Origin of the sequence: Paenibacillus sp. FSL R5-0766, assembly GCF_037971845.1 — a bacterium.
In the GTDB taxonomy this organism is placed as follows: Bacteria; Bacillota; Bacilli; order Paenibacillales; family Paenibacillaceae; genus Paenibacillus.
In genome coordinates, this window is record NZ_CP150227.1 from 2080156 (window position 1) to 2092272 (window position 12117).

Here is a 12117-nt window from a genome sequence, read left to right on the forward strand (position 1 = left end):
GGATGAGTCTGTCTGCGATGCTTCTTTCCTTTGATATATGCTCATGATACAGCTATTTAGATACTCGATCAGTAGGTTGAGTCGGATTATGCAAGTTTGAAGCGTTTAACCAGTTGATCAAGCGCGTCGGACATTTCATTCAACTGCTTGGACGTGTCAGACATTTCCTGCAGAGAAGCAAGTTGTTCCTCCGTCATTGCAGATACTTCTTCCGTGGCTGATGCAGTATCTTCCACAACAGCCGATACTTCATTGATGGACTTCATCACAGCCTCACTACCGGAAGTTAACTCCTCGACAACAGCAGATACCTCCAGAACTTCACCACTGAGGTTATGAATATGCTGAGTAATGGTTGAAAAAGCATTACCTGCATCCTCAATGGTTCGCAACCCTTCATTCACATGTAGAGTGCTCTCATCAACCACCTGCACCGTACTTTGAACACCTGCTACCACGGTTTCCAATATACTTGTAATCTCTTTGGCTGATGTTGCACTTTGGTCTGCAAGATTACGGATTTCCGCGGCAACAACAGCGAAGCCACGTCCATTATCCCCAGCGCGGGCAGCTTCAATTCCGGCGTTAAGTGCAAGCAGATTGGTTTGTCTCGCAATACCTGACATTGAATCTGCAATGTTGATCACTTGATCAGACATCTTCGAAATTTCATTAATGGCTTCCTGTACAGAGAGGAAGGATTGTTCAATGGAACTCATTTTACCTACAGCATTATCAATGCGCTGTTGCCCATCCACAGCAATGGATTCGGTACGAACTGCACGGCCTGCCACGTCACTTGCCGAGGAGGCGACACGATTAAGGCCGTTGAGGGATTGCTGCATCGCAGCTACCATGGTTTGCGTAAGAGCAACCTGTTCATCAGCACCTTCAGCGACACGTTCCATGGCAGTGGCAACTTCTTTTCCTGCAAGATGGCTATCGGCAACCCCTTTATCCAATCGATCCGAAGCTGTACTCAGAATCATGGCATTGCTCTGAACGTCCAGCATCATTTGCTGCAAACCAGTGAGCATTGTATTGGCTGCCTCCGCGAGTTCACGAGTTTCGTCTTTCATTGGCGTAGCGATTCTCAGTGTCAGGTCACCATTGGAAGAACCAATGTCATTTAATGCCTGTTTCACGGTACGAATGTTTCTAACAATGGCACGTGACAGGACCAACGCAGTGATGAACGAGATAATAGCCACAACGATAAGTGCCCCATACAGTTCCAGGTTCAGTAGTGTGTTTTTTTGCTTCAGTGCTTCTGTACGGTTATCGGTTAACGTATGCTCGTTGGTTCGAAACGTATCGAGAGCAGTCCGAATCTGGTCCATGTCTCTTTTACCTGGATCATCTGCGAAAAAATCTCGAATGGCCTGTGTATTATTGGCTTGACGAAGGGCGACCATAGGTTCACCAGCGACCTGGACCCAGTTTTCCATATTAGTATGTATGTCTTCCAAAAGTGCAAGTTGAGCCGGATTATCCGAAATTAAAGCAGCAAGTTCATCTCTAAGTGTAATAAGTTGCGCTTTTCCTTGGGTGTAGGGATCGAGATAATTGTCCTGACCCGTGATGATGTAACCGCGTTTACCTGTTTCCATATCTACCATGTTTCTTTCGAGTTCATAGGTGAGGGCATGTACCCGCATATCGTGATCGACCAGAAAATCCAGTTCCCGTTGGAGCTGACTTGTGCTGTTCTGAATCAGCAGGATGCAACCAGCCAGTACAGCCAGTACGAGTAAATATCCTAATCCGATCTTATAAAAAATCTTAAAAGTCTTTCGCTTTTTCATGTTTGTTATTCCTCTCTATGGGGTATATGTAGTTGTCGAAAAAACTGGAAATGTGATAATTGTAGGTCTTTAGATTAGGTGTCTAAAGCACTATTTTTTAGTATTATACGTAAAGAAACTTCTTTTGTATATAGTTTGTTTAACTACAATATAAGGTTTGGTTGATGTTGTATAAGGTTGGGGTTGATGATGTTTTACAATCGTTGGTTTACACGTTCAAACGTTATGTTTATCATGGGTAGGGAACGATTCCAATTACATATACAATATCCCAATCCGAAAGGAACATTGGACATGAATAAAGAGAAGGTATTGCTCAAACCGGAAGCGATGATTTTTGACATGGATGGTACGCTGTTCCAGACAGAGACCCTGTTGTTGCCAGCTTACCAGCAACTATTTGATACATTGCGTGCCGAAGGGCACTTTGAAGGAGAAACTCCACCCGAGGAACGGATGCTGGGAAGTTTGGGCATGTTGCTTGAAGATATATGGAAAGTGGTTATGCCTGAGGCGTCGGAAGCGGCACATCGCCGGGCAGACGAACTGTTGCTTCAACTGGAGATTGAAGGGCTTGATCAAGGAAGTTCCCAATTGTATCCGGGGGTGAAAGAAACACTGCAAGCATTAAAACAACAAGGAGTGCGTCTTTTTGTCGCAAGTAACGGGCTGGAGGACTATGTGAAGGGTGTGGCGTTTGCACACGAGATTATGCCTTTCTTTGAAGGGGTATACAGTGCAGGCCAGTACAAGACTCCTTCCAAGATTAATCTGGTGCAGATCCTGCTTGAGAAACATCGCATTCAGGACGCATGGATGGTAGGGGATCGCTCTTCTGACGTGGAAGCGGGTAAAATGAACGGTCAGGCGGTCATCGGCTGTGCTTATGCCGGGTTTGGCCGTGATGAGGAGCTTGCGGGCTCAGATGTGCTCATCTCTGATTTTACAGAACTGCTGCGTCTGTATGATGAAGCAGAGTAGCCTATACGCTGCATACGTATACTGAGATTTAAGATTACGAACCGCATGATATGAACCTGTAGACTCAACGGAAATTCGTTGAATACAGGTTCTTTTGTTTGGTCATGCAGTCACATTCTCCCCTGTAAAAAGTTGATTTCCCTATCCCGCTTTCCTCCATAATCCCTCTATACTTCATTCAAAAGCTATAGGGGGTCCGATTCTGGTGAAACCATCCAAAATACATGCCTATATGTTCATCTTTCCAAGTCTTTTTCTAACTCTTGTATTTGGGATCTATCCGCTGTTATGGGCGCTGCGTTACATGTTCTATGATTATCAAGGCATCGGGACGCCGGTCTTTATCGGGCTTGATAATTTTGGACGCATTTTGCGTGACGGGCAATTCTGGGATTCTGTAGGCAACACGGGTGTGTACGCCCTAGGCAAACTCGTCGTTACAATTCCACTGTCGTTAACTCTGGCGATTATTCTGAATCGCAAATGGAGAGGGCGATCCCTCTTTAGGGCGATCTATTATCTCCCCACTATTTTTAGCGCTTCGGTCATGGCAATTGTATTCTTTATTATTTTCAACTCTTATAACGGAATATTGAACCAATTGCTGCTCAAGTATCATGTGATCTCCGAATCCATTAGCTGGCTGGGGGCTGAACATGCCATGTTAACAACCATCATCATCGCCATCTGGGGGGCTGTGGGCAACTATATGTTGTTATTCATTGCGGGTCTTCAGAGCATTCCTGAAGAGCTTTATGAGGCGGCATCGCTGGATGGAGCGAGTGAGTTTCAGAAACTGCGGAATGTAACGATTCCATTGCTGGGTCCTGTCTTGCAGATGATCATCATGCTGGCAATTACGACGGCGCTGAAAGGTTACGAGAGTATTATGGTGCTGACCGAAGGGGGGCCATATGGCAAAACAGAGGTGATGTATCTGTATTTGTTCAAACTGTTGTTTCCCGTGTCGGCTGACACCCAATCACTCCAGCAGCTCGGTTATGGCAGTGCAGTCGGTTTCACAACGGCTCTCATCGTAGGGGCTGTGACGCTCATTTATTTCCGTATATCCAAAAAGCTCAATGATGTCTATTAATCCCTATCAGGAGGAAACGATGATGACTCAAAACGTGCTTGCGCCCTCAGGGTCTCCCCAACTCATTCGCTGGACCAAACGAACGGTACTTTGGTTGTTTTTGACCGCAATCGCTCTGCTGTCGTTGTTCCCCATCATACTTGTATTGCTTGGTTCCTTCAAAACAAACCAGGAATTGACAGGAGGAGCTACCATTTGGCCGAAGATTTGGCAGTTCTCCAACTACGCTCAGGCTTGGAAAACGGCCAATTTTTCGGGTTTTACGATGAACAGCGTGTTTGTTAGCATCAGTACAACAGTTGGCACGCTGCTGGTAGCTTCGATGTCAGCCTACGCTGTGGATCGAGTGAATTTCAAAGGGAAAAAGGGGTACACCCTGCTCATGGCATCTACTCTGTTTATTTCCATAGGCGCAGTTGTGCTGCGTCCGCAATTTGACCTCATGGTCAAGCTGGGGCTGAATACCACATTGTGGGGCGTTATTATTATACTGATCAGCGCACACGCTGCCACATATTTTATTCTGATTGGTTTCTTCAAGAGCATCCCGCGCGAACTGGATGAAGCCGCGATGATTGATGGTTGTAATTTCTTCACCACATACTGGCGAATTATTCTTCCACTCCTGCGCCCCGGACTCGCCGTTGCAGGTCTGGGTGTATTTCAGAGTTCATGGAATGAATATATTCTTCCTTTTGTGTTCACCATGAGCAATCCGGACTTGCAGACTTTGCCGGTTGGGCTGGCTAATCTGCGATATGGCATCGGAGCTGCGGCTGAGGTCCAACTGATGATGGCCGGAGCCTGTCTGTCCATTTTGCCGCTGCTCATCGTGTATATTTTTGCCAACAAATCATTCATGCAGGTGACCTTGGGAGCTGTGAAAGGATAGGCGTGAGCACAATCATGGAAACGGTTTTACGGGTAATTCCACTGTGCTATACTCATTTTAATTCACAGCGGACGGGCCAAGCCGTGTTCAAGGAGCGAGCGCCGATGATATTCGACTTTTATAAAATGTCCCTGAAAAAAAGAATACAGTTGCTGTACATTTTTCTCGTTGTCTTGTGCATCAGTGTGACCGGGATATGCTCTTATCTCTTTGCTGCACGAAGCATTGAGCAGAATGCACTTGAACTGAAACAAAGCATTCTGAACAAATCAGTGCAGGTTATGGATGAACATCTAAGGCACATTGTTGTATCCTCTTTTTCTTTTATGCTCAATGAAGCATTCACCCAGGTCATGAAGGACGTGGGGGAAAATAAAACATCTCATTATTATCAGAATCTCTCACTGCTGCAAACATCTTTTGCTCAATTGAAGCTTGTAGAGCCACTGATTGATACTGCCTATCTGACAACACCCATCGGTGATTTTTTCTCCACCAAAGATTTTCCGAATCGCAATAATTCGTTCAAGAGGGAATACGGACGCTACGTGAAGCTCCAAGGCTGGAATACGATGTGGTTTGGTTCACATCAGAGTCAATTATTTCAATCCCAAGGAAATGTGTTATCTCTGTTGCTCAAACCCATTGTGATCGATAATCATACCTATTCGAATGTATATATGGTCGTCAATATGAAGGAAGAGGCGATGCGAGACATTCTGACGCAGGATCTCATGAATAACCAGATTCAACTGTTTTTGCTGCACAAAAACGGAAATGAAGTCATTCGGCCCAGGTCCCGAAATGACGATTTCATTATGGAGCCTGACTTTACCCAACAGTTTAGCCGTGACGATGCTGGAGATTTTACCTACAGGAACGAGCAGGGGGAGGACATGCTTGTTAACTATTCGGCATTGTCGATGAACGAGGATTGGGTCATGGTAAGTGTGCAGTCCAAGGCTGACTTGTTGTCCCCCCTCCAAAAGATACGCTGGCTGATCATCCTGATTATGTTGTTTTGCATTTTACTCGCACTCGGATTGTCCAGGCTAGTGGCCTCCGCTCTGCTGAAGCCGCTGAACAAACTGCGACGCCTGATGGTTGAGGTGGAGTCCAATGATCTGGATGTACGGTTTCGCAGCAAGTATGACGATGAAGTCAGCGCTGTAGGGCATCGTTTCAATCGGATGTTGGACCAGATTCAGATTCTGTTTGAAGAAGTACGGACAACGGAGCAAGACAAACGGCGGTTTGAAGTCAAGGCGCTTCAGGCGCAGGTTGATCCTCATTTCCTCTACAATACGCTGAATACGATGTTCTGGAAAAGTGAGAGCGGAGAGAAGAAGGATGTAAGTGAGATGATCGTCTCCTTATCCTTATTATTCCGTCTGGGACTGAATGATGGGAAAGACATCACCAGTGTGGAGCAGGAGATCAAACATGTCGAACAATACATGCAGCTTCAGCAAAAATGTTACGAGGATCTGTTCGTTTATCGAATTGAGGTGGGAGACCCCTCTTGTTACGCTGTTGATATTTTAAAAATATTGCTTCAGCCCTTGGTCGAGAATTCCATCCTGCATGGATTCAATGACAAAGAAGATTTGGGCGTTATCCTGATCCGCATTCATCGTCAGGGTGACACACTACGGCTGGAGGTGGCTGACAATGGATGTGGGATGGATGTAGCCAGCATCTATGCTGAGGATGTTCCTGACGGGGGACGCAAAGGTTATGCCCTATCCAATCTCCATGGCAGATTAAGCCTGCACTATGGGGATGTGGCCTCAATTGTATTTCATAGCAGTACAGATGTGGGAACAACGGTTGTTATCACGATTCCGATCACCTGAGGAGGGGCAGTATGGGCCAATTGACGATGTGTGTTATGGATGATATCCAGGCAGTTGTAAAGGGCATATCTTCAACTATTCCGTGGGAAGATCATCAGGTTCGGATTGTAGGCACGGCGGGCAATGGAGAGCACGGTTGGTCCTTGTTGCTGGAGCAGCAACCCGACATCGTGATTAGTGATATCAGGATGCCCAAGCTGAGCGGACTGGAGCTAATGAAGCGGGCATTGGATGCCGGACTGCGAGCCAAATTTATTTTCATCAGTGGTTATTCGGATTTTCAATATGCACAGGAGGCCATCAAGCTGGGGGCATCGGATTATTTGCTCAAACCGTTTACCCCTGAAGAAATACTCGGTGCGGTGTTGAAGGTAAGACAGGTGATTAAGGAAGAGCAGGCACAGTGCAAACAGTTGGAACAGTTGGAGCAGAAGGTGGAGAGCAGCAACCAGTACGAGCGTCACAGTTATCTACTGGGCTTGTTGCGTCATGAAGTCGGGGGATTCCTGAATGAAAGTCACTGGAACGAGCTGCATATTGATCTCGATTCCTCCAATCTTCTCGTCATGGTCATCGAGGTGGATGGTTATACGCGATATGGTTACACGATGCATCTGGATGCCGAAATCGTTCCTTTTGCGGTCCAAAATATTGTGGGAGAAACCATAAATCGTTATACCAAAGGCGTTGTTTTACGGGAAAACCGATACCGGCTTGCAGCCATATTGAACACAACAAGCCAGATCGACGTCTCCGAGCTACTGGAGCAATGCCGCCAAAATGTGGAGCGATTCAGCAAAAAAACAGTCTCGATTGGTGTGGGTACGATTGCCCACAGACCACAGGAAATTTGGACGTCCTACGCACATGCAGATCAGGCGATATCCTATCGTTTTTACAGTGAAGGCAATTGCATCCTCCAGTATGCTGAACTGGAGAATCAGGCCTGTGTGGCTCCGATATATCCTCTGGAGAAGGAGAAAGAGCTCTTTTATGCACTGAAATGTGGTAATGAGAGCACCTGTCACCGCATCATTGATGAAATTCTCGAAGAATGGCAGGTCTCCGAAGGTTTTCCCGAGCCACTCACGATGATTCGTTTGCTGTCTGGACTTGCTTTTGCCATCTACCGTGCCTTTTGTGATGAGATTACAGCAGAGGAACGCTTGCGTCTGGAGGCCGACCTGACAGTGCTTGAGGCGATGCGTTCCTTGACGTTTGAGGGCTGGAGGGGATATATCAAACATTTTAGCAGTATGGGTTGCGAGATTATGGACAAAAAACGACTCACCGATGTCAAACAGGCGATTAGCAAGGCGCAGGAATATATCAGTTTGAATCTTGCAGAAAATCTGACGTTGCATGCCTGTGCCCAATCCGTACATTTAAGTCCGAGTTACTTTGCCAATGCCTTCAAAAAGGAAACGGGCATAACGCCGATTCAATATATTACTAAGATGAGGATGGAAAAGGCCAAAGAATTGCTGGTTGCAGGTGTACAGGTGCAAGAGATCTGCCAGAGGCTGGGTTATGAGGACAGGCCTTATTTCAGCGGTTTGTTCAAGAAATATTGCGGCATGACGCCGACCTGCTTCCGGCAAATGTATGAGAACTGAAAACAGATACGGATCGTCATTTTTCCCACCATGCAAAGTCAGAATGTCCCTCACCTCCATGAAAGCGTAGCGATTATTATTACGTTAACGGATAACTCAAACAGGTTGTCCAGACAAGCATAAGGGGGCATATCAATGGTTAAAAAGTGGATGGTGACTACGCTAAGTGCATTGCTGGCGCTAAGTTTGGCAGGTTGTTCTGCTGACAGTGGTACTTCGGCAAATAGCGAATCGGGGACCAGCGGGGAGAATGCCGGAGGGAAAACCAAAATCATATATTGGACACCGGACCGCCATGATGCTGATTTTATGAAATCCAAGATCGATGAGTTCAACCAGACGAACAAGGACAACATTGAAGTGGAGATGACCGTGATGGGGGACAACTATCCACAGGCGGTCGATATTGCTTTTGCCAGCAAGCAGGCACCCGATGTGCTGCAAGTTAATGATTTTCAGACGTATTATCAGAAGGGGTATCTCGCCCCGATCGATGGATACATGAGTGATGAGATGAAGGCCGTGTTTAAAGACAGCTTGATTGAAAATAAAAACACGATTGATGGAAAAATATATTCCCTCCCCAATACAGGGCAGGTCTGGCGGCTTGTGTATAACAAAGATATTTTCAAAAAGGCAGGGATCGAGAGTCCGCCAAAAACGTTGGCTGAGATGGTTGCGGATGCCAAAAAAATTACCGAAGTTGGTAAAAGTGAAGGTATCTATGGCTTTGCCAGCCCGTTCAAGAGCAGCAGCGGCTTCTGGAGAGCAGCCAATACGATTGCAGGTGCAAGCAATAATGTTGGTATTGATGGTTACAACTACAAGACAGGCCAATTTGATTTTGGGATGTACAAGGATATCGCAATGGCGCTTCGTCAGATGAATCAGGATGGCAGCATGTTGCCAGGGGTAGAAAGTCTGGACATCGATCCACTCAGAGCCCAGTTTGCTCAAGGAAAAATCGGAATGTACATTAACCACTCCGGTGAACCAGGGGTATATAAAGATCAGTTTCCTACCAAAGAAAATTGGGCAGCGGCTCCTGTGCCAACAAATGATGGAACGATCAAGGGCGCTTCACAAGTCATCGGGGGCTCCTACATCGGCATCAATGCAGATTCTGCCAACAAGGAAGCGGCATGGAAGTTTATGGAGTATGTATACAGCACTGATCTTCAGAGTGAGTATTACGAAAAGGGATACGGAATCTCACTGATTCCTGCTGTACTAAGCTCTGACAAAAAACCAAGCATACCGGGCATTGAAGGTTTCCTGCCCAAACGTTATGATGCCATTTTCCCGGCAAATCCAAGTGTGGTGACTGAGAGTTCACTGGAAGGCACCAAATGGGGTGAGGCTTTTTCAATCTTTGTATTCACGGGTGGCGATCTCGATGCTGTGATCAAGGATCTGGATACAAGGTACAATGCAGCTCTGGAGAAAACCAAAGCGGCAGGGCTGACCAACATAACTGCTGATCCATCGTTTGATTCTTCCAAGCTTCAGGGTAAATTGTCCACAGAAGACTAATAAACGTTCATAGCGGCCGTGGTTTAACAACTTCGGTCGCTTATTCACAAGGAAAGGGGAAAAGCAAATGATTATTAATCATAAGTCTATCGATGCACATATCGTGAACGAAACGAGTTCCCGGAAGATCTTGGGTATGGGCGGTACATTAATGATGGTGGAGGTTACCTTTGCTAAAGGTGGTATTGGAGAAGTTCACTCCCATGATGCGCACGAGCAGGTCAGCTACATCGTCAAAGGTAGCTTTGAGGTACAGGTCGGTGAAGAAACTTGCATCTTAAAAGCAGGGGACAGCTTCTATGCTGGTTATAACGTCCCGCATGGGGTCAAGGCACTGGAGGACTCCGTCATTCTGGATGTGTTTACCCCGTTCCGTCAGGATTTCCTTGAGGCGTCCCAATGAGCGATTTTTACCTTTCGGCAACGGATCTGCAACGGGCTGCCCAATATTATGAAAAACATTTTCCGGAAGAAGCCCGAAATTCGCTCACAATTGCCAATCGTGCCATCCTGAATGAATTTATCGTTCCTTATACCAACGATCTGAATCGCTGGATTCCGATGGGGACACCTGTGGACTGGCTTCACAACCCGACCAATGATCTGGAGTTCACATGGGGCATCAATCGACACTGGCATATGCTCGATCTGGGCAAGGCGTATCTGATGAAGGGCAATCCGCTATATGTAACAGCATTTATTGACCACTTCCGTAGCTGGAGACAGCAAAACCCGGTACCTGTAAATCTGGTTTATGACGAGGCTGTGTTCTTTCAAAAACCCGGTCCGTGGCGCCTGCTGGAGACGGGACTACGTGTGCAGTCCTGGATATCGGCATATAAATATATGGAAGCGAGTTCGCTGATAGACGAAGGCTTTCAGGCGGAGTTCCGACAAGGTCTGGACGAGCACGCCGAGTTTTTGACCCGTTACCTCGGCAACACGGAAATCAATCATGCCATTATGCATATGCAAGGCTTGTTCATGATCGCTACGTTCTACCACCAGCACCCGCGAAGTCCACACTGGCGTCAAGTGGCGATGGAACGTCTTGAGCTGTGTTTGCTACATCAGTTGGGTGAAGAGGGAATACAGGTTGAACTGACAACACATTACCACAATGCCAGCATCGAGATGTTTGGCACCCCGTATCGGTTGGGTGAGATTTCAGGACATCCCTTCTCGGCATGGTATGCCCGCTGTCTACGCCAAATGGCAGCATTTACTGAGGCGCTGATCCGACCAGATCATCAGTCTACGGGTATTGGTGATTCGGATTGGGTTGGCGATGGACGACAACGACTGACCCTGCTTGGAGCGATCCTGGACGATGATGATTTGATGGCTCGCGGAACGGATAGCTCGGAGTGTCTTTGGTTGCTGGGTGTGGAGAAATATGAGCGATGCCTCCAACTACAGGCTTCTTCTTCTCCGGCTTTGTCGAGCCGGGCTTTTCCGCAGACAGGATATTATGTTATGAGGGACAAGTATCAATATCTTTTTTTTGATGCGGCTGCCATGGGTGGAGCACACGGACATGCAGATGCGCTGAATGTGGAGTGGATGTGGAAGAATCAGCTTTTCTTCACGGACACCGGACGTTATACGTATGAAGAAGGGAAATGGCGTCGGTATTTCAAAAGTACGCGGGCGCACAATACCGTCACCGTGGATGGTCTGAATCAGACACCTTATCTCTCCACACAGCAATGGGGTGAACCGGAGGCTCAGGCCACAACGTTACGTTGGGAGAGCAATGACAGCTATCATTTCATTGATGCTTCACAGGATGGATATACACATTTGCCAGATCCAGTTACACATCGCCGGTGGATGCTGGCAGGGGTGGAGATCCCTATACTACTAATTGTGGATTGGCTGGAGGCAGAAGCAGAGCATACGCTGGAGCAACGTTTTCACCTGCATCCGCAAGCGGATATTGCGTTGAGAATCAATGAAGCTGGAGAATTGACGGCGGATATGAGCTATGAGGCATCTTCCATAACGCTGACGATGCAATGGGTTACGGCAGGCATCGGGAAGGGAGCCTTCGAGTTGACAGAGCAGCCCGGCTGGGTATCTGAGGTGTATGGTTCCAAGTCGGAAACATCGGTCATTCAGGGCAAGACTGATTTCTCGGGAAAAGTGGGTATTCTGACGTTGTGCCTGCCTGCGGATCATATTGACCAGGTTACATGTGTTACCACATGCCAACTAGAACCTGACCTGATGAGATTGGCATTATCTTATGTGCAAGGTGAGGAAAAAGGGTATATTGTGATTGACAACGACACGCTGCAATGGACGAAAGAACAGAAATAAAAACAGTGAAGCAGGA

Annotated in this window: 9 protein-coding genes; 8 read left to right on the forward strand and 1 reads right to left on the reverse strand. The window is 46.9% G+C overall.

Features of this window, described 5'->3' with window-relative positions; translation table 11 throughout:
• Window positions 1-86 precede the first annotated feature (86 nt).
• A complete protein-coding gene (locus MKY66_RS09490; RefSeq protein ID WP_076209117.1) occupies window positions 87-1805 on the reverse strand; it encodes a methyl-accepting chemotaxis protein in 1719 nt (572 codons plus the stop codon).
• A 294-nt stretch (window positions 1806-2099) separates the two neighbouring features.
• On the opposite strand from MKY66_RS09490, the gene MKY66_RS09495 reads away from it, so the two are divergent.
• From MKY66_RS09495 to MKY66_RS09530, 8 genes are all read left to right on the forward strand, one after another.
• The gene (locus tag MKY66_RS09495) at window positions 2100-2786 is read left to right on the forward strand and encodes an HAD hydrolase-like protein (RefSeq protein ID WP_047844222.1); all 687 of its coding nucleotides are present in this window, start codon (window positions 2100-2102) and stop codon (window positions 2784-2786) included.
• 205 nt (window positions 2787-2991) lie between these two features.
• Complete coding sequence (locus MKY66_RS09500; protein WP_076209116.1) at window positions 2992-3882, forward strand: sugar ABC transporter permease; 891 nt, start codon at window positions 2992-2994, stop codon at window positions 3880-3882.
• A 22-nt stretch (window positions 3883-3904) separates the two neighbouring features.
• Window positions 3905-4774, forward strand: a complete 870-nt coding sequence (locus MKY66_RS09505; protein ID WP_076209115.1) for a carbohydrate ABC transporter permease — start codon at window positions 3905-3907, stop codon at window positions 4772-4774.
• A gap of 104 nt (window positions 4775-4878) precedes the next feature.
• Entirely contained in the window at window positions 4879-6630 is a 1752-nt protein-coding gene (locus tag MKY66_RS09510; protein WP_076209114.1) for a sensor histidine kinase, read from the forward strand.
• Window positions 6631-6641: 11 nt separating this feature from the next.
• Window positions 6642-8246, forward strand: coding sequence for a helix-turn-helix domain-containing protein (locus MKY66_RS09515; protein ID WP_076209113.1), 1605 nt, complete (start codon window positions 6642-6644; stop codon window positions 8244-8246).
• Between the two features lie 135 nt (window positions 8247-8381).
• A complete protein-coding gene (locus tag MKY66_RS09520; RefSeq protein WP_076209112.1) occupies window positions 8382-9779 on the forward strand; it encodes a sugar ABC transporter substrate-binding protein in 1398 nt (465 codons plus the stop codon).
• A gap of 67 nt (window positions 9780-9846) precedes the next feature.
• Complete coding sequence (locus MKY66_RS09525; RefSeq protein ID WP_076209111.1) at window positions 9847-10182, forward strand: cupin domain-containing protein; 336 nt, start codon at window positions 9847-9849, stop codon at window positions 10180-10182.
• Window positions 10179-12101, forward strand: a complete 1923-nt coding sequence (locus tag MKY66_RS09530; protein WP_076209110.1) for an alginate lyase family protein — start codon at window positions 10179-10181, stop codon at window positions 12099-12101. The genes MKY66_RS09525 and MKY66_RS09530 overlap by 4 nt, the downstream gene beginning before the upstream one ends.
• Window positions 12102-12117: the final 16 nt, after the last annotated feature.

Coding starts and splice junctions, on each gene's coding strand:
- MKY66_RS09505 (WP_076209115.1), top strand. CDS start 3,905: ATGACTCAAAACGTGCTTGCGCCCTCAGGGTCTCCCCAACTCATTCGC.
- MKY66_RS09520 (WP_076209112.1), top strand. CDS start 8,382: ATGGTTAAAAAGTGGATGGTGACTACGCTAAGTGCATTGCTGGCGCTA.
- MKY66_RS09495 (WP_047844222.1), top strand. CDS start 2,100: ATGAATAAAGAGAAGGTATTGCTCAAACCGGAAGCGATGATTTTTGAC.
- MKY66_RS09530 (WP_076209110.1), top strand. CDS start 10,179: ATGAGCGATTTTTACCTTTCGGCAACGGATCTGCAACGGGCTGCCCAA.
- MKY66_RS09510 (WP_076209114.1), top strand. CDS start 4,879: ATGATATTCGACTTTTATAAAATGTCCCTGAAAAAAAGAATACAGTTG.
- MKY66_RS09515 (WP_076209113.1), top strand. CDS start 6,642: ATGGGCCAATTGACGATGTGTGTTATGGATGATATCCAGGCAGTTGTA.
- MKY66_RS09525 (WP_076209111.1), top strand. CDS start 9,847: ATGATTATTAATCATAAGTCTATCGATGCACATATCGTGAACGAAACG.
- MKY66_RS09490 (WP_076209117.1), bottom strand. CDS start 1,805: ATGAAAAAGCGAAAGACTTTTAAGATTTTTTATAAGATCGGATTAGGA.